At 36.8% G+C, this 21,166-nt stretch carries 18 protein-coding genes, 1 pseudogene and 2 riboswitches; of the genes and pseudogenes, 10 read left to right on the forward strand and 9 right to left on the reverse strand.

Annotated elements, in window-relative coordinates:
* Positions 1-29: 29 nt before the first annotated feature.
* Both MKY46_RS07625 and MKY46_RS07630 read left to right on the forward strand, forming a co-directional pair.
* Positions 30-239: a hypothetical protein gene (locus MKY46_RS07625; RefSeq protein WP_016995612.1), complete on the forward strand. Its 210-nt coding sequence runs from the start codon at positions 30-32 to the stop codon at positions 237-239.
* Between the two features lie 205 nt (positions 240-444).
* Positions 445-558 (forward strand): annotated as a pseudogene (locus tag MKY46_RS07630) (IS200/IS605 family transposase); the annotation flags it as partial.
* A gap of 30 nt (positions 559-588) precedes the next feature.
* Here MKY46_RS07630 and MKY46_RS07635 read toward each other — a convergent pair.
* From MKY46_RS07635 to MKY46_RS07645, 3 genes are all read right to left on the reverse strand, one after another.
* On the reverse strand, positions 589-1,758 hold the full coding sequence (locus tag MKY46_RS07635) for an FtsW/RodA/SpoVE family cell cycle protein (RefSeq protein WP_036118670.1): 1,170 nt from the start codon (positions 1,756-1,758) through the stop codon (positions 589-591).
* A 762-nt stretch (positions 1,759-2,520) separates the two neighbouring features.
* Positions 2,521-3,363 (reverse strand): IS3 family transposase, encoded by an 843-nt coding sequence (locus MKY46_RS07640; RefSeq protein WP_340833897.1) that lies wholly within the window; start codon positions 3,361-3,363, stop codon positions 2,521-2,523.
* Positions 3,360-3,866, reverse strand: a complete 507-nt coding sequence (locus tag MKY46_RS07645) for a helix-turn-helix domain-containing protein (protein WP_340833790.1) — start codon at positions 3,864-3,866, stop codon at positions 3,360-3,362. Before MKY46_RS07645 ends, MKY46_RS07640 begins: the two co-directional genes overlap by 4 nt.
* 405 nt (positions 3,867-4,271) lie before the next feature.
* Here MKY46_RS07645 and MKY46_RS07650 point away from each other — a divergent pair, with 405 nt between their 5' ends.
* The 4 genes from MKY46_RS07650 to MKY46_RS07665 all read left to right on the forward strand — a co-directional run bounded on the left by MKY46_RS07650 (position 4,272) and on the right by MKY46_RS07665 (position 9,411).
* Complete coding sequence (locus MKY46_RS07650; RefSeq protein WP_036118664.1) at positions 4,272-5,645, forward strand: amino acid permease; 1,374 nt, start codon at positions 4,272-4,274, stop codon at positions 5,643-5,645.
* Positions 5,646-5,796: 151 nt separating this feature from the next.
* The gene (locus MKY46_RS07655) at positions 5,797-7,191 is read left to right on the forward strand and encodes a spore germination protein (RefSeq protein ID WP_051891586.1); all 1,395 of its coding nucleotides are present in this window, start codon (positions 5,797-5,799) and stop codon (positions 7,189-7,191) included.
* Between the two features lie 25 nt (positions 7,192-7,216).
* The gene (locus MKY46_RS07660) at positions 7,217-8,305 is read left to right on the forward strand and encodes a GerAB/ArcD/ProY family transporter (RefSeq protein WP_051891585.1); all 1,089 of its coding nucleotides are present in this window, start codon (positions 7,217-7,219) and stop codon (positions 8,303-8,305) included.
* Entirely contained in the window at positions 8,302-9,411 is a 1,110-nt protein-coding gene (locus tag MKY46_RS07665) for a Ger(x)C family spore germination protein (RefSeq protein WP_036118653.1), read from the forward strand. The genes MKY46_RS07660 and MKY46_RS07665 overlap by 4 nt, the downstream gene beginning before the upstream one ends.
* A 35-nt stretch (positions 9,412-9,446) precedes the next feature.
* Here MKY46_RS07665 and pgeF read toward each other — a convergent pair whose 3' ends face one another.
* On the reverse strand, positions 9,447-10,211 hold the full coding sequence (pgeF, locus tag MKY46_RS07670) for a peptidoglycan editing factor PgeF (protein ID WP_036118651.1): 765 nt from the start codon (positions 10,209-10,211) through the stop codon (positions 9,447-9,449).
* Positions 10,212-10,373: 162 nt separating this feature from the next.
* On the opposite strand from pgeF, the gene MKY46_RS07675 reads away from it, so the two are divergent.
* Together MKY46_RS07675 and safA are read left to right on the forward strand one after the other, a co-directional pair.
* Positions 10,374-11,000 (forward strand): transmembrane-type terpene cyclase, encoded by a 627-nt coding sequence (locus tag MKY46_RS07675; protein ID WP_036118648.1) that lies wholly within the window; start codon positions 10,374-10,376, stop codon positions 10,998-11,000.
* Between the two features lie 231 nt (positions 11,001-11,231).
* A complete protein-coding gene (gene safA, locus MKY46_RS07680; protein ID WP_058844606.1) occupies positions 11,232-11,840 on the forward strand; it encodes a SafA/ExsA family spore coat assembly protein in 609 nt (202 codons plus the stop codon).
* 384 nt (positions 11,841-12,224) lie between these two features.
* Here safA and MKY46_RS07685 read toward each other — a convergent pair whose 3' ends face one another.
* Positions 12,225-13,181 (reverse strand): TRM11 family SAM-dependent methyltransferase, encoded by a 957-nt coding sequence (locus MKY46_RS07685; protein ID WP_371327987.1) that lies wholly within the window; start codon positions 13,179-13,181, stop codon positions 12,225-12,227.
* 422 nt (positions 13,182-13,603) lie between these two features.
* On the opposite strand from MKY46_RS07685, the gene MKY46_RS07690 reads away from it, so the two are divergent.
* Together MKY46_RS07690 and MKY46_RS07695 are read left to right on the forward strand one after the other, a co-directional pair.
* Positions 13,604-14,584 carry a VanW family protein gene (locus MKY46_RS07690; RefSeq protein ID WP_036118629.1) on the forward strand — a complete coding sequence of 327 codons (981 nt, stop codon included), beginning with the start codon at positions 13,604-13,606 and terminating at the stop codon, positions 14,582-14,584.
* Positions 14,585-14,686: 102 nt separating this feature from the next.
* Positions 14,687-15,511, forward strand: coding sequence for a methyl-accepting chemotaxis protein (locus tag MKY46_RS07695; protein ID WP_036118626.1), 825 nt, complete (start codon positions 14,687-14,689; stop codon positions 15,509-15,511).
* A gap of 53 nt (positions 15,512-15,564) precedes the next feature.
* Here MKY46_RS07695 and MKY46_RS07700 read toward each other — a convergent pair whose 3' ends face one another.
* The 4 genes from MKY46_RS07700 to MKY46_RS07715 form a co-directional block, all read right to left on the reverse strand.
* Positions 15,565-16,182 carry an HAD-IA family hydrolase gene (locus MKY46_RS07700; protein ID WP_036118624.1) on the reverse strand — a complete coding sequence of 206 codons (618 nt, stop codon included), beginning with the start codon at positions 16,180-16,182 and terminating at the stop codon, positions 15,565-15,567.
* Positions 16,183-16,760: 578 nt separating this feature from the next.
* Positions 16,761-18,146: a DHA2 family efflux MFS transporter permease subunit gene (locus MKY46_RS07705; protein ID WP_036118621.1), complete on the reverse strand. Its 1,386-nt coding sequence runs from the start codon at positions 18,144-18,146 to the stop codon at positions 16,761-16,763.
* Between the two features lie 362 nt (positions 18,147-18,508).
* Entirely contained in the window at positions 18,509-19,285 is a 777-nt protein-coding gene (locus tag MKY46_RS07710) for a YibE/F family protein (protein ID WP_036118617.1), read from the reverse strand.
* Positions 19,282-20,352 (reverse strand): YibE/F family protein, encoded by a 1,071-nt coding sequence (locus MKY46_RS07715; RefSeq protein WP_180957774.1) that lies wholly within the window; start codon positions 20,350-20,352, stop codon positions 19,282-19,284. The genes MKY46_RS07710 and MKY46_RS07715 overlap by 4 nt, the downstream gene beginning before the upstream one ends.
* 426 nt (positions 20,353-20,778) lie before the next feature.
* A riboswitch (FMN riboswitch) is annotated at positions 20,779-20,904 on the forward strand.
* A gap of 116 nt (positions 20,905-21,020) precedes the next feature.
* Positions 21,021-21,146: riboswitch (FMN riboswitch) on the forward strand.
* Positions 21,147-21,166 lie beyond the last annotated feature (20 nt).

The raw sequence follows: 21,166 nt of genomic DNA on the forward strand, positions 1-21,166 counted from the left end.
ACATTTTCAAAAGAAGGTGAGGTGATGACATGTCTGAATTCCAACAAAGCACAGAGGAAATCCAAAAAGTAGATCATTATTTAGATAGTGGCTTTAAAATCAAATATGTCTACGAAAATTTAAGTGGGATGTTTGTAGAATTTGCTCGTCAGGAAGAAGTGACATTGTTGCAAATTCTGACAGCGGATGCACGTAAATACTTCTCTGCAAAATTACAAGAACAAACATTATTACAATAATGACCTACACTCTATTCCTTTCAATGAGATGGGAATAGAGTTTTTTGTATCTTTTGAAACGATGCGAGGGTTCCAAAGAGCTTCTAGCTATAGACAAGAAAAAAACCCCTTTCGTACAATGAGGTCTGGTCAATCAACTCCGTACGAAAGGGAATCCAAATGGATTATAAAAGTTTAGCACACAACATGGAATTGTAAGTATTAAATCGTCTTTGCTCCCCAGTATAGAAGACAGATTATTTATGGGCAAATCAAAGCAGATATAGGTAAAGTTTTACGCCAGATGGTAAGCATAAGAAAGCTACTCCTGCTAGAAGCAGTAATACTAAAAGCTTATACATTTCATTATTTATTCCTTTGTTGCTTTAAACATATAGCCGCTATAAGATTTGTAGATAATCATCACAATACCCATTAGCATAAAATTTGATATTAGTGAACTTCCACCATAGCTTAAAAATGGCAGTGTCATACCAGTTACTGGTAGAAGTCCAATGGTCATACCAATATTTTGGGTAATTTGGAAGGCCAATAAGCTAGAAATTCCTGCACCCATCAGTGTCATAAATGGGTCTCTTGCTTGTACTGTAATAACAACAATACGGTAAATAACAAAAAATAAAAGTGCAATTATAAAGGATCCTCCAATAAAGCCTAGCTCTTCGGCAATATTCGCAAAAATAAAATCAGTATGTTTCTCCACGACATAAACATTATTGTTCATGTATCCTTTCCCAGTAAACTCACCTGTACCAATTGCTAAAAACCCTTGCCTCGTTTGATAAGAAGAATCTGGATATTCATATGGCTGTAACCAACCATGAATTCGAGAAATTTGATGCCCTGATAATTTATTTAAAATTTTATCTGTAAAAAAATCGTGGGATTTTACATATAAAAGTACCACAACACTAATAATTGATAGAGGGACGGCTGTAAAGATGACAAGCAATTTTCTTTGTATACCTGAAAAGAAAATCATTGGTAAAATCATCGACATATAAAGCATGACCATGCCTGTATCAGGTTGCTTGTAAACGGCGAGCATCGGTGGAAGTGATATAATAGCAATTATGAAGAGAAGCCTCATATCCGTGAAAAAGGTAGGACGTTCGTATTTCTCTCGATGTGCGACGATAACCTTGCTGACAACGATTAAAAAGGCGAACTTTAAAAACTCTGACGGCTGAAATGATCCTAGCAAAGGAATTTGGTACCAGCGCTTCGCCTCGTTTATAGTTCTAGCTATACTTTCAGGTGCAATGAATAAGCTAAATGTTAATAACACCATTATCCAATAAAACGGCCAGCCAATTTTTTTAAGCTGTTCAATATCAAGTATGGCTATCCCATACATAGTTAAAAATCCGATTATGTAATAAATAAACTGCTTTATAATAAATGAGCTTGAATACTGTTCGAACACCGTACTACTGGAATGGACAAAGAGACAACTAATCATACCTAGTAGCATCAAGCTAATTACTAAACTTTTATCCAATTTATTGAAATGTAACATTCAAATATCTCCCCTTTGTTAGAAGCAACTATTAACGATAACGATTGGTAACTATGGAAGGTTGCGACATAACGGGGTAATAAATTTGACTTCAGATTATTTTGCTTAACTATTCATCCAATTTCCACAAAAATAGAACAAGTGATTTCTAGCTATATACTTTAATTATTGGTGATATATGGATAACTGGTTTTTTGATACATATGGGAAAGACAAGCTACTTGTACTATCGAATGGATTATTAGGTATTTTTAATGTTGATAATTTAGGGAAAAGTTATACTAGCCTATTAATCAAATTAAGCGTTAAAAGAAGTCTCTACTAACCTAGTGGAGACTCCTCTTAGTGTGGAAAAACAAAACAATCAATTGAAAGGGAGAAATGGATTTCCGTTGCAGGCTACTTGCTTTCCTGTGGGCGAGCTCCGAGCCGCTTCCTCCGCTACCGCTCCGTTTAGAGGCTCGCCTGTCTCGCTATCCCACGGGAGTCAAGTAGCCTTCCACTCCAGCCCACAAAAGTTTTACCTTTTTAGCGAAATTTTCAAATAAAGTGAAGGTGTTCACTACTTTTTATGAAGAGGTGTTGTCACGCATCACTTCTCCATATTGAAAATAAGAGCTTATTCCCTCTAAAAATAATGGGCTATTTAATCGCTATATTACTATGAAAAAAGTAAAGGCACTTTGCAGAATGGTTGATTGGAGTGGAGCCAGCGTCACTCCTAGGGGATTTAGTGATCTGACCCCAAAAATATAAACTTTTTTACGAAGCTTTTCGATACTCAACGGGACTTTTTCCGTTGAGTTTTCTTTTAATCCGCTCATGATTGTAATAGTAAATATAATCTGCTAATGCTTTTGTCAATTCTACATAGTTTTTAAACGTAGTCGTGTACAGAAATTCTGATTTCAGAATACCAAAAAAGCTTTCGATTACGGCATTATCTAAACAATTTCCTTTCCGTGACATACTTTGCTTGATTTCATGCGTTGCCAATAGCTCTTTAAAACGTGGTATTTGATATAACCATCCTTGATCAGAATGGATGATTAAGCCACTCTTTTTCGATAACTTTGTATACGTAAACGCCATTTTAAAAGACTGTTGAACTAACTCAAAATTGGGTGCTTTCGAAACCTCATATCCAACGATTTCTCGATTGAATAAATCTAATACAGCCGATATATAGAGTTTTTGACCATTTATTTTAAACTCTGTGACATCGGTTACCCATTTCTGATTGGGTGCAGTAGCTTCAAAATCACGTTGGATGACATTCTCTGCGACATAGCCGACTGTCCCTTTATACGAACGGTATTTTTTAGGGCGTACCGTCCCTTTTAAGCCCAATTCTTTCATCAATCGTTGGACTGCTTTGTGGTTGATTAAAATCCCTTCATTTCGGAGTGCAAGACAAATACGACGATAGCCATAACGACCCTTATGGTAATGAAAAAGTATCTGGATTCGTTCTTTGATCGCCTGATATTTATCTGGTTTTACCCATTTTTGAAGATGATAATAATACGTACTTTTCTTAAGTTTCGCGACTTTGAATAGAGCTTGAAGTGGAAATTCCAGCCTTAGCTCATACACAGCTCTCACTTTTTCTTCGGTTTGAATGCTTCCTTTTCTTGAACTAAGGCTTTCAACTTTTTTAAATAGGCGTTTTCCATACGTAAATAGTCAATTTCCGCTTTTAACTCTTCCATTGTTTTTTCGTTTAAGTCAGACGAAGGTGGTTGTTTTTTTGGCATCGATTGGCACTCCTTTTCTATTTGATAGAGTACCTTATCAGCCTTGGACATCCATTGTTTTTTCCATCTCCGAATGGTTTCACGAGAAGGAATATTAAACTTCGCAGCAGTCTGAAGGAGCGAATCGCCCGTCTCTATCAGATGTTGAATTACTTTTATTTTAAAAGAATCTTCGTAATTCGTGAACCCTTGAGGACGAATAATTCCTTCGATGCCATGATAGCGATATAATTCAATCCATAATCGAACGTACTGTCGATCCCTCTGTAATCGATTGGCAATCTGATACGTACTTTCTTTTTCTTCAAAGTAAGCTAGAACTGCGGCTAACTTTTGTTCATCAGAAATCACTAACTGCACCCCCTATAGTAGATTTTTAAGTCCAATATTTTGGGTGCAGTTCATAGCGTCACAGATGAGACCCTGGAGCGAGCGTAAGTGAGTGAAGCGGCTCATCGGACGCCCCCTGGAAAGGTCGCTGACGGAACGGAAATCAACCTCTCACCTTGCAAATTTGCTTTTTCTGCCGTTGACATCATCTTTTTTCAACAACATGAGAAGTCTCTACTAACCTAGTGGAGACTCCTTTGCGTTATTTAGTAAAGTTATAAAATGAAAGAACGGTATGAGCTAAATCTATCAAAATATCATTATTTTTTGTTTTTCCTAAAAATACATTTGTCTTTTTTAGAAAAATTGATTATGATTTTAAAGGTATTCAACGTAGAGAGAACATCGGAAAAGAGGCGTTAACGAGTGGCCAATAAGGAATTAAAACGAGGATTAGAAGCACGTCATATCCAAATGATTGCACTTGGCGGTACGATTGGTGTAGGGCTATTTATGGGCTCGGCCAGTGCAATTCAATGGACGGGACCTTCTGTACTCCTTGCCTATGGTATTGCAGGTATTTTTATTTTTTTCATTATGAGGGCAATGGGTGAGATGCTTTATATGGAGCCGAGTACAGGCTCTTTTGCAACGTTTGGCTATAAATATATCCATCCTTTAGCGGGGTATTTAACAGCGTGGAGTAACTGGTTCCAATGGGTTATTGTTGGGATGTCTGAAATTATAGCAGTCGGAACGTATATGCAATACTGGTATCCAGAATTACCAGCGTGGATACCAGGTCTTATTGCGATGATTATTTTAGGTTTGGCGAACTTTATTTCTGTCAAATCATTTGGGGAATTTGAATTTTGGTTTGCGATGATTAAAATTGTCACGATCATTTTAATGATTGTAGCAGGTGTAGGGCTGATCTTCTTTGGCTTTGGCAATGATGGTATTGCCATTGGTTTATCTAATTTGTGGAGTCACGGTGGCTTCTTTACAGGTGGCTGGACAGGCTTCTTCTTTGCCTTATCTTTAGTTGTTGCTGCATATCAAGGGGTAGAGCTTATCGGGATTACGGCTGGAGAAGCAAAAAATCCACAAAAAACGATTACTAATGCCATTCAAAGTATCATTTGGCGTATTTTAATTTTCTATATCGGTGCGATCTTTGTCATTGTGACGGTGTATCCTTGGGATGAACTTGGGACAATAGGTAGTCCATTTGTGGCGACATTTGCTAAAGTAGGTATTACAGCTGCCGCAGGTATCATTAATTTTGTTGTAATCACAGCAGCTATGTCAGGCTGTAACAGTGGGATTTATAGCGCTGGACGTATGTTATATACTCTTGCGATGAATGGACAAGCACCAAAATTTTTCGCCAAGCTTTCAAGGAATGGCGTACCTTTATTTGGAACAGCAGGTGTGTTAGTCGGGCTATTCATTGGTGTCATCCTAAGCTATATTGCTCCTGAAAATTTATTTGTTTATATATATAGTGCGAGTGTTTTACCAGGAATGATTCCATGGTTTATTATTTTAATCAGTCAAATTCGCTTTAGAAAAGAGAAGGGTATGCAACTGGCTAAGCATCCTTTCAAAATGCCTTTCGCACCCATTACAAACTATGTAACGATTATCTTTTTAATCATGGTATTAGTTGGTATGTGGATTAATGATGATACACGTATATCATTAATTGTTGGTATTATTTTCCTAATCCTCGTAACAATTAGCTACTATGTGTTTGGGATTGGCAAAAACCGCTACAGTAAAGATTCTATAGAATAAGCTAGAGGGATGTATCTCAACGTGAGATGCATCCTTTTTTCTGTCTATTTTTACTAGCACAATTTTTACATAAATGAACGGATAAAAGCCAAACTACTAAAAAATGAATGACAATGACTGGTATTCATCGGAATTAAAGGGGTTGAAAGAAATGAACGAGATACCGGAACAAATTGTAGCTAAATTGACGCAGGAAATCAACGAAATTGATGATGTAAAACTGAAAATGGTGGCGACAGAAGAGGGAGATGTCACGGTCATTTATTTCTCCTCGCTCATTGAAAAAATGACCTTACAAACCATGGTGACGATTCCGTTGGCTAATAATTTAAAACAAATTCATCAAATCGCTCAATATGTGGACCCAAAGGATGTCCAGGGAGCCGTTAAAAAATTGAATGCTGGGCAAACCCTCCTTTTTTTTCATGAAACGAATGCGTTGTTAAGCGTGGATACGTATAGTGCACCGACAAGGGCCATTACAGATACTGAAACGGAGTCCACAGTAATCGGTCCACAGGATGCATTTACAGAATCATTAGAAACAAATATTTCATTGGTGAGAAGACGCATACAAAGCGCTATGCTTAAAAACGAAAACCGTGTTGTCGGGTCTGAAGCCAATATTAAAATCTCGATTATGTATATGGATAATATTGTGAGTCATAAAAATTTAGAGGATTTAAGAAATCGGATAGATCAAGTAGATTATCCATTATTTACGGATATATCTGTGCTGAAGCAATTAATTGAGGATAATCCGTTATCACCCTTTCCGCAATATTATATGACAGTTCGTCCAGATAGTATTTGCCGTTATCTTCTAGATGGTAGAATCGTCGTTTTTATGGATAATAGTCAGTTAGCAATTGTTTGTCCTACGTCTTTTTTTGAAATGTTTGTGTCGATTGAAGATTATTACAACCGATGGACAACGGCAACTTTACTAAGGATGTTACGCTTTTTTGGTTTTTTCCTAACAATTATGATTACCCCCATGTATATATCAGCTCTAACCTTTCATCCAGAAATATTGCCCTATGAATTATTATTAAATCTTCAAGAGTCGAGGAGTAAAGTACCATTTCCACCGCTGATTGAAGTGCTATTTATCGAGCTGATTATTGAAGTGTTACGAGAAGCGGGTTCTCGAATGCCTGCCAAAGTCGGTCAAACAATTGGTATCGTAGGAGGTATTGTCATTGGGACTGCTGCTGTAGAAGCGGGGTTACTCAGTAATATTCTCATCGTGCTAGTCGCGACATCGGCCTTATTATCGTTCCTACCGCCGATTTTCTTAATGAGTAATACTAGCCGTTTTGTGCGCTATATTTTTATCTTATCAGCAGGACTCTTTGGCTTATTTGGCCAGATGCTCGCCTTTGCCTGGTTAATTCATCATTTATTAAGTTTAAAATCTTTAGGAACGCATTATATGACACCCGCTATTCCTAGAAAGCCAAGCGATTTATTGGATGGTGTCATCCGATTTCCAACTAAATACCTAAAAAGTAAATCAGGTCTTTCAAAAGCACAGAAAAAATAGAACTAGAAGAATGAGGTGGTCAACTTTGAGTACAACGAAAGGCAAAGTATTAAATCGCTATCATGTCATTTTTTTAGCTCAAAGTGTAATGCTTGGTACGGGTATCCTTTCACTACCTCAAAAATTAAGTTCTATGGGATATTCTCAAACATTTATGCCGCTTTTATATGGTCTGATAGCGACTCTTACACTGTTTGCAATGGTATGGCTGTGTTCGAAATTTCCTAATGATGATTTATTTAAGATGAACGAAATACTTTTAGGTAAATATATTGGGAAAGCCATCAATTTTTTCATCATTTTACAATGTACTGTTTTTAGTGCAGGGATTATAAGTAACTATATGCATTTAATACAAAGTACAGCGTTACAGGAACAAACGATTACATTACCTGTACTTTGCTTTTTACTTTTGCTTATTTACATCGTAAATGGCGGTATAAAATCAATTGCAAGATTTTGTATCATGACATTTTTTATTACGATTTGGATGTTCTATTTTACAAGGTGGGCGATTGAAAAAGGGAGTGTAAGTCATTTTCTTCCTCTCTTTAATTTTACGACTAAAGAGTTTTATGCAGCATTCAAGCAAGGCTATTTTTCATTTCTTGGATATGAATTAATTGTATTTTATTTTCCTTTTATCATTGATAAAAAGAAGGCTTTTCGTCATTCTTTATTAGGTGTTTGGATTAGTGTTTTTTTATGTTTTATAACAACGCTTATCAGTGTGATGTATTATTCGGAATGGCAATTGAAAAATGTAGAGTTTTCGGTGTTGAATTTATTTAAAGCAGGGGAATTTACCTTTATAGAGCGTATTGATATTATTGGCATTACACTTTGGGTATTTCTGATTTTAACTTCTATGACTGCTTATGTATGGTGTGCCAAACAAGGTGCCCATGCATTATTTCCATTACCTAAAAAAAAGAAGAATTATTACTTATATATGATTACCTGTCTGATCTTTGTCATTATTAAAATGCCTGTTTCGAGAGAAGTTCAGGATAAACTATTTTTGGCAAGTAACTATATAGGTTATATCTTAATTATATGGCCACTATTTTTAATCATGATCTACTTATTTAGGAAAAAGCAGGTGCAAGTATGAAAACACGTCTATGTATACTCAGTTTGATTGTTTTAATTTTACTTGTGGGCTGTTCTCGAAAAGAACTAAAAGTGCCATTAGAGGATATTGGCATGGTTGATTCGATGGCATTTGATTACATTGATGAAAATGAGATGAGGCTTACAGTGGCTATTCCTCAATACTCTCCAGAGGCAGAGCAGGATACGCAAAATTTTTCCATTACGACAGATCTAGTGTCCAGTGGCATAGTCAAAATAGAAAAACAATCAGATAAAAAGATTGTTTTCAATCAATTACGTGTGGTATTAGTCAATGAGGATTTTGCACGAAAAGGAAATGTCAGAAAGATTATTCAGCATTTATATCGCAATGCAGAGGTGGGAAATAAAGTGCTCATCGCTGTTGTAAAAGATAACGCAGAAGCTATTCTAAAGGGAGATTATCCTGATAAACCTAATATTAACTTTTATTTAAATGATCTATTAGAACCTAGTATTAATACAGCCTTTAATCCAAACACCAATATCCATGATTTTATGTATACAATTACGAATCCAGTAATTGATACCATTTTACCTTATATTGAAAAGCGAGGAGATAAATTAGAGGTGGAAGGTGTTGCAATTTTCAAAGGAAATCATATGCATGAACTGATTAAACCAGAGGAAGCACTGGTGATTCAAGCTTTGAATGGACGGAAAAATCTTGCTCCGTTACACTTAGACTTAAACGCAGGGCATGGGGAAGAGAAACTCATGATTGATTTAATTGAGAGCAGTGTAAAAAAAGAGAGTAATCAAAACGTGAATTCACCAAAATTAACGATTTTCTTAACAATCAAGGGTACATTAAGCGAGTATAAGGGTAAAAGAGAATCTCATTTGTTTACAGTTGAAAGCATTAGTAATTTAGAAAAAGATGTGAATAAACAGCTTGAACAGGATATTGGTGATTTTTTAGAGCGATTAAATAAAGCAGAGGTGGACCCAGCTGGCTTAAGTGAAGAATTTAGAATGTACTATCATGGGAAATGGACGACGAAAAAAACGAGGGCGCTTATTAGTAAATTAGATGTTAAAGTCCATGTAGAAACGTCCATTATTAGTACAGGTACATTAAAATAAATGGAGGCCAATTCGTCAAGAATTGGCCTTTGCTATTAGGATGTTTTCCGCATAATAAAGCTTAAATGTCTTCCTGCCTGTTTGTCCTGACGGTAGGAAAAGCCATTTGGGCTAAGGAACGTACAAGTTTCATCAATTTGAATTTGGTCAGCTGGAATACCAGCAAGCTCACATTGTTTTTTTACTGTTTGCTGATTATCAATATGATATTTATTCGTTTCTGCATTGTAGTACATAAAGTCTTCCGCATAACCAAGGCTGTGAAACTTTTCGTAGACATCTGCGTCCACCTCAAACTTTTGCTGACTCAGCGCCATACCAATTTGGACATGAAAATCCTCTGGTCGACATTGTTCTTCATTCATCAGATGCTCAAACAATTTGGGCGTTATTTCTTTGACAGTTCCTTGCCAACCTGAATGAATAACGCCAACTAGTCCGTTCACAGCATTATAAAAAATAACGGGAACGCAATCAGCCGTAAAACTACATAATAATAAATTCGGCTCTATGGTATAAAGGGCATCGGTATTTTTAACTGCTGTATCGATTTGCTCAGCACCTCGCCCTTTATCAGCTAATGTGACTTTATGAAAGTTCGCACTATGTGTTTGCTCGGTGCAAATAAAATGCTGCAAATCACAGTTCAACGTAGCGGCTAAATGCTGCCGATTGTCGATGATAGCTTGAACATTATCACAAATATGCAAAGCCATATTGTTTTGCTCTAGTTCCATGTCATCTTTCAAGGTAGTCCCAGCGATAAATTGTTCATTATCCACATAAATTTTTGTTTTCATTCAATCACCTCGTTTTACTATATAGGATTACTTATGGAATGTATAGGTTGCATCTATTTGATATTTAGCTACCCCTTTACCCTTCTATTAAACTTTTAGACATAATGAATCGTTTTCCTCACATATAGTAGGAGGAATGCTATATAGGGGAGAGAGCGAACATTGACTGAACTAAACCTATTATTAATTTGCCAATTAGGAATGGGTCTGTTTTGGATAATTACATACATACTCGTGATTTATAAAGGGTGGCAAGATAAAAAATATGGAATGCCTATGGCCGCTATTTGTGCCAATATTTCATGGGAGTTTATCTTTGCTTTTATTTACCCACAAAATGATCTCCAACGATACATTACACTCATTTGGCTTGTATTGGATATCTTTATTTTAATGCAGTTTTTACGCTATGCGCCAAGTGAATATCGTAGGATACTTACTAAAAAAATATTGTATGGCTCCTTTTTGGTTACGTTACTTTTCAGCATGTTGATGATTTTTGGCATCGTCTATGAGTTTCAGGATTTTGAAGGGAAGTACACAGCATTTTTCCAAAATCTTATGATGTCAGGGTTATTTATCGCTTTATTGTTGCAAAGAGGGAACTTAGCCGGTCAATCAATGGGAATTGCCGTCTGTAAAATGGTAGGTACATTGTTTGCTGCGGTTGGCTTTTATCTCTACTTCCGTACGCCATTGATTACCATTATTTCCATGGCAACGCTCTTTTATGATGGGCTCTATATTCTACTAATTTATCGATTAAAACGTAAACAATTAGCAAAATAGGCTATTTTGAGTAATTTTAAATAGCTGAATGTATTAGTAATGTATGCCAATTACAAAAAGATTGCAACTTGATGACAAAGCATATGATGAAAAATAGCGTAATAAAGGGTTTTGTTCGTTTGTGTTGTGCCGATGTCATACAATTGTAAAAATCCTTCCAAATATTTTGTGATGATTATGGCTCTGAAACTATTTACGATAATAGTAGAGCAAACAGGAAGGATGATGAACATGTTCAAAAAAATAAAAAAAGCAACACTCGCTTCAGTAATCGCAGCTTCATTATTAGTACCAGCAGCGGCAATGGCAGCCGAATCCTATACAGTGACATCTGGTGACACACTTTGGAAAATAGCGTTGAAAACTGAGACAGGCGTACAAGAATTAATAGATGCCAATCCACAGCTTGCCAATCCGAATCAAATTTCCCCTGGGCAAAAAATCAATATCCCTGTAAAGGAACAGGCCACGGTTGAGCAAGAGGTTGTTAAACTTGTTAATGCAGAACGCGCCAAAGCAGGTCTGCCAGCATTACAGGAAAATTGGGAGCTATCCCGAGTAGCCAAATATAAATCTCAAGATATGCATGATAAACAGTACTTTGACCATACAAGCCCAACATATGGCACACCTTTTACCATGATGAAAAACTTTGGTATTACGTACAAAGCTGCTGGTGAAAATATTGCAAAAGGTCAACGCTCAGCTCAAGAAGTTGTAACAGCTTGGATGAACAGTGCAGGACATCGTGCCAATATTCTCAATAAAAGCTATACCCATATCGGTGTAGGCTATGTGCAGGATGGTCATTATTGGACACAAATGTTTATTCAAAAATAAAATAGGACCCTGTTCTGTACTTGAGCTTTTTTACAAGAGTTAAAAATGATAGAGCATCTACTGGCTCATTTGATAGCTAGTAGATGCTCTTTTTTACGTAAACTTTGAACGTCATTTCTGTTGCTTCGAGAGTAATTTCCCTTTCTTCACGGGAATTCATCTTGCTTATCGACAATAGGGCGTGCTAATTAGTAGAAATAACTTTTCATGCGATACGGCTGAAAGTTGATAATTAAAATTCCGATGATTTCTCTATAAATTAGAATGGACGAGGGTTTTCAGTTAAGATTCTATATTAAAAGTTGCACAACAATATATTAACCCTGTTCTAAAATTAGGACAGGGTTAACATTATTTTATTGTCCTTCACCATATAGGTGTTTCTCATTTACATAAAATAATTTGACGTAAAAAAGACTGTTTTTTAGCAATACATCGGTCAACTATCTCGAATCCAGCTTCTTCAATTAAGTCATCAATCGTATCAATTGTAGCAATAATAATTTTATCTGAAATTCGTCGAGCGTGCTTTAGTATCTCACTTTGTTCTTCCCTTGATGCGTGAGTAAATAAGTTATATGGTAAATCAACAATCGCTACATCATAGTGCTCCGTTACCTCTGAAATCGGTCCTAGTGTAATTTTACCTTCTAGTCCGAAATAAGTGATATTACTTCTGGAACCCTGACATACATGATAATTAATGTCTCGACCTTCAATATCAATACCCATTGAAAGTCCCTCAATTATGACAGTTCCTATTCCACAACAGGGATCGATAGCACGTACATTTTCTATATGTGGAACTGCAATATTAGTAATAGCACGAGCAACTCTTGTGCTCAATGCGGTTGAATAATTGTGTGGCTTCTGTTTATGTTTAAGCCAAATGGGTTCACTTTTTGTATAGTTGCCAAAATACCAACGACCGTCTAAAGTAATAATCCCCAAGATAATTTCTGGATTGTCTAAATCTGGTTCTCCGTTAATCGACAATCCAATTTCTCTTTCAATTTTACGACGCTCTGCATGGTCTATTTTATTAGTAGTATTTATGACCATTTTATTTAAACTAATTACTTTGTAAGTGTTTTCTCCTACATTGAAATGCTTAAGACGATCCTTTAATACGTCTAAATCATTCTCTTCATATAATATCTCAAGTCTTTCTTCAATAAATGGGCTACGGCTTGGATCAATTTTAACATCGCTAATTAAATAGTTTGAGTCAGAATCTTTTCCAAAAAATGAGCGCATCTCCATTCTACATAAATCATATTCATCAATATGATGAATATAAGTGTAGATATACTTATCACGTATTTTTAAATCATTAGTCAATTTATTTTTCTTCCTTTAAATTCTATATTTTTATTTGTGGGAAATGTAGGTATAAGTAGTGTTTTAATATAAAACAAAATTTAGTCATTTATTTTAATCTAAAGAATCATTCTACTAAACTTTAGCCTTATATGCCATTTTATTTCTTTGAGAAGTAATGTTTTTAGGCTGTATAAATGATTCATGCGGAATAATCTTATCTAAATTAAGATAGCGAAGAGAAAATAGCTGCACCAAATAGTACTTATAATCCTCTATCGTCTAAAGGTTTATTCAATCATAAAATTTCACAGGTAATGGTGGCCTTCATATAGTGTGTTTTTGCAGTATTGACAAATAAAAATCATCAAAAAACAACACACTATGAGCAATCTACGAATAAGATGTCTCTGTAGTATGAAGATAGAGGTAGGTGTTCATGGTTGAGAAAGAAGTGGCTGGCTATATGCGGCATTATCTGTACGCTTGGGCTAGTAGGATGTCAGGACAAAGCGGCAAACGATAACAAGCTAGAACAAGAAATTCAACAACATGAAGAAGCTCAGCAGTCTGTTACGTATGAACAAGAGCACCCAATTGAGCCTATTGTAGAGCTTATTGATCCCGTAACACAGCAGATGGTTCAAACAATCTCTCCTAAGGAATTTGGCTTTGACACAGATCCGCAAGCTTATTACCAGCAGCTAGAACAATTAGCAAAGGAATTGGCGAGAGGAACAGACACAATGACTGGCTATGATCAACGAATGGTGCTCGATCGATTGGGAGAAGAAGGGCAAGTAATCAAAGGAAGACCGCAAACTATTTTAAAAGAAAGCGAATTAGTAGAGCGAATTCTAGAGGCTTCAACGACGGGTGGTCAAGTGGAAATGCCGCTCTATGTAACAGAAAGTGGCTATTATTTAGAGGATCTTCCTTTATTAGAGGATGTCGTTGTTGCATCCTATACGACATATTTCAATAGCACAGATAGTGGAAGAAATAAAAACATCGAGCTGTCGGCTAGGGCAATCAATAATGTCATTGTAGGTAGTGGTGATTATTTTTCTTTTAATACGATTGTGGGTCCGAGGGATGAAGCGAATGGCTATCAACCTGCACCGGAAATTATTAATAAGAAGGTAGTCATGGGGATTGGCGGTGGAATCTGTCAAACGTCTTCAACCCTGTTTAATGCTGTCGATCAAATTCCAATTAACTATGTGGAACGTCATCACCATTCCTTAGATGTGGGGTATGTACCAAAGGGAAGAGATGCTACTGTTTCCTACGGCAGTTTAGACTTTAGGTTCCAAAACACGAATGATGTACCATTTTTAATAAAGGCTACCTATGGCAATGATTTTCTAACAATTGAAATCAGAACGGCAGCGAAATATGTAGAAAAATTGACAAAGTCATAATGGCATGACAAGACACCACTGGACGTTGGTGTCTTTTTTTAAGTGACATGATATAGTTAAATTGAGATATTTTACAAAAGCTTTGGGAGAAGGGGAAAGACAATGCATCTAAAACTACAGGCAGCGATTGATTCGATTGATTTATACCAAGCAACTTATCCAGAGGATGCTTGTGTCATCGTGGCAGATAGAGAGAAAGTTCTTGCCTATAAACCGGGGAAACGTGTTGATTTAAAAGTAGGGGTTGGTGAACCAGTACATAAATATCGAGGGACTGCAACGGAAATAGCCTTAAGCTCAGGTCGCTTTGTGAAAGAAGAGCGCGGGGCGGAAGGGTTTGGCATGGCATACATTGCCTCTGCACAGCCTATTTTTGACGGAGGTCAGGTAATTGGTGTAGTAAGTGCCATTATTTCCAATGAAAAAATGGATAGTATGCGCTTGTTGGCAACTGAGCTTTCAAGTGCTGTTGAAGAAATGACGACTACCAATGAAGGATTAGCTACTTCCAGTATGGATGTGTCCAATCGTTTAGAGGAATTATCGAACTTCTCGGAATCGATGGCAAGTGATATTAAGCAGATTAATGACATTGTGAATTTAGTAAAGGATTTGGCTATGAAATCCAAAATTCTCGGCTTGAATGCATCCATTGAAGCAGCACGTTCAGGTGAGCATGGTCGTGGCTTTGCCGTGGTTGCTTCAGAAATACAAAAAATGTCCCAAAGCAGTACAGAAAGTGCTGATAGCATTACAGTGCAACTAGAAAATATTAAACAATCCATCGATCAAGTCAATGCGTCAGCAAATCAAATTTCTGCGTTTACACAGCAATTTGCTGCGAGTATGCATGAATTAACAGATGCCTATAAAGGGGTTAATAGCACGGCAGAAAAGCTCATGCAGATTAGTGAGATGAAAGGATAATAATATAAAAAAAGGATAATAGACAGGTAACATGCTATTATCCTTCCCCATAATTAAATAATCGCTAAAATTTCCTGTGGTGTAGCGACCTTATATTCAGGATTTTCGTTTTGCACGACCTCTATGGCATCATAGCCCCATTCTACCCATACAATCGGGACACCTGCTTTCTTACAAGCCACGATATCCCTTTGTTCATCCCCAATATATAACACGTCAGCTGAGTTGACATTTGAGTCCTTTAAAAACTTTTTCATCACTTTATCCTTGCCAAAAATTCGATTGGAGCAAAGAACATCTGCTACACAGTGAATACCGTTCATTTTAAGAAATGCTAAAATATTTTCCTTAGAATTAGAGGAAATAATAATGATTTTATAGCCTCTCTTATCAATTTCCATCAGGACTTCCTTCATTCCATCAAAAAGATGAACATCATTTAATGATTGACGATACAATTTATAAAATTGCGGTAAAATCATGGGCAATTTATACATTGGGAAATCAAATAATTTACTGCGTTCAGAAATCGATAATTTTTTCAGTGTATCAATTTCCTTTAATTCGATGCCTTTAAATTTATATTTTTGCGCTAATGTATTCCATGCTGATGCAAACACTGCGGTTGAATCTGCCAGTGTTCCATCAAAATCAAAGATAATATGCTTCATTGCCAATTTTCTCCTTTTCCATCTCGTTGTAATTGACGTTTTATCTTAATTCAGCAAGTGTTTTTTGTACCAAAAGTGAAGCAGTACTTTAGAGAAAGAAAAATACTTGTGTTGTTTTCTCCAATGGGTGTTCAAATGCCCGCTAAAAAAGCTGAACTCAGGCTAAGAATGCCACATCTTGTGCCATATCTGAGTAATCATCATCATGTTAACCCGAAGCCTCGGCGGAAGTCACTGATTTTGAAGTTGACCTGCACGATGCAAGTCAGTTAACTGTTACAGGACGTGATGGTCTGAGGTTAACATTCTACTCATCAGCTCGAAAAAACGGGGCGCAAAGTTGATCTGCGCGAAAATGCAGAATCAGCGGCAATTACGTCAAAGGCGTAATTGATGTTTAAAGATATGACATAGGATGGGCGACCTAGTGTAGTGCATCATGAAACAACAACTATTTTGAGCGTACGTAAACATCTTATGGTAAATATTATCAGAAAATACTGCGATTGCAACGGAAATGACATAACAAAAGGAGGTGCCTTAAAATTCCTTCGAGACACCTCCCTTCTATACTAAAATTATTGAGTTTTTTTCAAAAAGAAAGAGAGTATGACATTGATGAATGCCAGAGCAAAACTGATTGCAAAGACAAATGCAGAGCCTGAAGCCGCCGCCTCTTGAGCATTAGTTGTACTGTCAGTTAAGAATTGCTGTTGCTTAGCTGAGAACAACGAGACCATTACAGCAATGCCTATGGCACCTGATACTTGTTGAGAGGTTTGTGTAATCGCAATACCATCAGGAAAATATTGTCTTGGCAAAGCATTGAGCGTATTCGTTTGGACAGAGGCCAATACCATACCAACCCCAAGCATCATGATGATATGTGTTAACACTAATGCCCAAGTAGCTGTTTCGGTACCATTTAAAGCATAAAGTCCATAGCCAATCACAACAAGTATGGTTCCGGGGGTAATGATTGCACGTGGTCCGTATTTATCGAAGTATTTACCGATGGTTGGTGCTAATAGGCAGTTTAGTAGACTACCAGGAAGCATCATTAAACCTGTTACAAAGGCCGATACCAAAAGTGCCGTTTGCATATACATCGGGAGCACCACTAGCATAGACAGCATATTGAAGAAGGTAATCATATTCATCAGAAGACCCAATACGAACATTGGATACTGGAAAGCTCTCAAATTTAACATAGGATGGTCCATTTTTGATTGACGCAACACAAATAAACATAAGGCAATTACACCTAGTAAAATGGTACTAAGTACGTTGATGCTTGTCCAACCCAATTCTCCACCGCTACTTACACCATAGACGATGCCACCAAAGCCAATCGTAGATAAGATAATAGACCATATATCTATAGTAAGCTGCTTTCTTTCATTCACATTGGGAATAAAGATAAAACCAAAAATGATCGAGAATAATAAGAAGGGGACAGTAACCCAAAATATCCAGTGCCAGGATAGCGTGTCTAAAATCATCCCTGCTAATGTCGGGCCGAAAGCGGGTCCTGCTAAAATGACGAGACCCATCATCCCCATAGCACTACCACGTTTATTAGCTGGAAAAATCGTGAAAATCACATTTTGCGTTAATGGTAATATAATCGCTAAACCTGCAGCTTGAATAACACGTGCTATAAGTAAGACAGCAAAGATTGGTGCAACAGCGGCAAGTATGGTACCAATTATGGAAAAGAGTAAAGAGATTATAAACATTTGGCGAGTGGTAAATTTTTGCATTAAAATGCCTGTAACAGGTACTAAAATGCCTAATGTGAGAAAATAGCCTGTTGCTAGCCATTGGATAGTTGTGGCATCCACGCTGAAAAGTTGGCTAAGTTCCCCTAGTGCAATATTTAATGCTGTCTCACTAAATAGCCCTACAAAGCCGGCTACTAAGAGAGCAGCCATAATTGGACCTGTTTTTATTTCCTTATTCACTGTAAAAACTCCTTCAAAAATGTTCAACTTTCATAGAATGTATAAAAACAGAATATTCGGAAAAATAAAGTTGCGATGCTTCTACTATTTCATGTTCTGCATTATAAAAAAGTCTATGAAGATATAATCGTGATGTCGATTATCAGCGATCATGATTCCTTTTAGCTAGTACACCTCCGCGATACTAACTGCTCTGTTTTTTACTATAGCAAAAAAAAATTCTCAAATGTAAGTACTAATTTGAGCGATTACTATACGATTTCATCATTTAGACACATTTTTTTGAGATAGCATTCATTTTTTGAAGGAGAGGAGGAGATTTGTCCAGACCTCTCACAAACGAGTGATAGGTCTGAACTCTTTTATGAGAGCTTTTCGGTTTTTTCACGTGTTCGAATTAAGTAATAGGCATTGACGGAGGAGGCGATCGGAATAATCAGTGCAATACCGATGCCAGCACAAAAAATAGTCGTCATTTCAGCACTAAAAACCTTGGAGTTGACGATTTCACCAATCGAATAGGAGAGATCTTTGAACCATATTAATAAGTTTAAATAGCCACCAAAGAAAGCGAAGAATAACGTATTCGTATCGGTTCCTAAAATATCTCTCCCGATATTTAAGCCGGATGTAAATAATTTCTTTCTACTAATCGAAGGGTTACGATAAAAAATCTCATGCATGGAAGTAGCAATGGAAATAGCGACATCCATAATTGCTCCAATCGTACTCATAATAATGACGGAGGCACCAATCTGCACAAAATCAACACCAATATAAAGGGAAAAGATGCTTATTTCTTCTGTTGATTCTTCACCAAATCCTTGAATCATCAACTTTTTCGTTACAAATGTAATAAAAAGAAGTAAGACAACAATCGTCACCATAGTAGAGATAAATGCTGTAATGGTTTTACTGTTTGTTTTATTGATATAGAAAAGGCTAATACAACTAATAATTGTACAGGCAACGAACGTTAAGATGATGGGGCTATTTTTAGGGTTGGTCATTAAAAAGATCGTCACAAAGAGCACACCGAAATTTAGGAATAAAGAAAGAAACGAACGTACACCTTGCTTCCCGCCAATTGCGACCATCAATAGACATAAAATAAAAGCTAATAACACAATTACATTCATTCTTGAACCCTCTTTCGATTAATGAAAAATAGAGCAGTATACTGACTGATCGGAATCGTGAGGACAACGCCAATACCACCTGCTAAGGCGCGAGCTAATTCTAAAGAAAGATTCAAGGACAGCGTGAGTCCTAAAGTAGAAGAATTTTTCAAATAGAGAATAACCATCGGTATGGAGCCGCAAAGGTAGGCAAAGAACAAAATACTCGTAATGGTGCCCATAATATCTTTCCCGATTTCATGCCCTGAAGATTTAAGTGCCTTCACAGAAATAGTAGGGTCTTGTTCATATAAAGCAAAGATTGAAGAAGCCATCGTAATAGAGACATCCATGACAGCCCCAAGTGAGCCAATAAATAAGCCAGCCATAAAGACTGTACGATAAGGGCGTGTTAAAAATTGCATTTCTTCATAGCGAAGACCGTTTTCACCAGTTAACCACATCACGACAGAGCTAATGATGAGTGCCATAACGGTTCCTAAAAGTGTAGACACAATAGCTGCATACGTTTTCGTGTTCAAGCCGCTAATAAGTAACAACGAAATGATCGTAAATAGAAGAGCGCAAATACCACTGATGACTAACAAGCTCAGGTTACCATGTTTCACATATAAATCTAACGCGAATGATAAAATCAATGCATTGACAATTAAACTAATGATGGAAAACAAGCCTTGTCTTTTTCCTATAAGGAGTAAGACAAAAATAAAAATCCACGCAATCATGAGAAGGGTTTGATCTCGTTTTAAATCGAGAATGGTCCCAGTTAGCCCTGACTGTGATGCGTGATTATCTATGGAGACAAAGATTTCATTGCCCACACGGTATTCTTGATCGAAAGCTCCAGAGGCGGAATAGTCATTCGTCAAATGGATGGATTGCCCTTTATGTGGTCCATTTTGTATCACGGCTGTAATATGCTGTGTAAATAAATAATCATCATTATCATACATATCTGTCATTGGTTCTGATTCTGCTACATCAGCTTTTATCACCTCAGCAATCGGTCGATCATAAAATGATTCATTATGATGAACGAACACAATCGAAAGCACGCAGCAGAGCATTAATAAGGCATAGAAAATACCTTGCTTCAATGGGATGTTTTTAAAAAATAGCAAGTAAATGACCTCCAAAGTGCTGGACTGAATTGTCACTTGTAAAGGAACGTTTTAGTGAAAGGGAAGTTCCATGCACAGTTTAAATGTTATCAGTTTAATGATTTCGTTTACATTTATCAAGTCATTGTTATATTAAGCTGAAGACTCCCTTGCTGGCGAGTGATTAAACACCCGCTGAAATAGGGGAACACCATCAAAAAACGCTGCCTCCTGTGGCAATAACATTGCATGTTGCCTCAATGCCTCAGGCGGACGTACAAACGCGAAAAAACTGGATGCATTGTTGATCTGCTATAATTCTTTTTGAAAAATTTTTAAAAAGAAGGATGGATAATAGAATAAAATAGTGTTATCGTAAGATTAGCTAAATAAAAAATCCTTCGGGGTAGGGTGAAATTCCCGATCGGCGGTGATGAAGTAATTCAAAGTCCGTGAGCGCAAGCTGATTTGGTGCAAATCCAAAACCGACAGTTATAGTCTGGATGGGAGAAGGGTAAAAATGCGAGCTTTTTAAATTGATTGTAATTTAGAAGGTCTATTTTCCTATGCATTTATTACACTACTTCCCACAAGCTTGTTGGGAAGTTTTTTTATTTAGTGCCAATCGAATAGAAGATGTTCTTCGGGGTAGGGTGAAATTCCCAATCGGCGGTGATGAAGTAATTCAAAGTCCGTGAGCGCAAGCTGATTTGGTGCAAATCCAAAACCGACAGTTATAGTCTGGATGGGAGAAGAACAAATGAGATGACAGTCTATGGAA

The sequence above is a fragment of the Lysinibacillus sp. FSL M8-0355 genome (genome assembly GCF_038008985.1).
Classification (GTDB): Bacteria; Bacillota; Bacilli; order Bacillales_A; family Planococcaceae; genus Lysinibacillus; species Lysinibacillus fusiformis_D.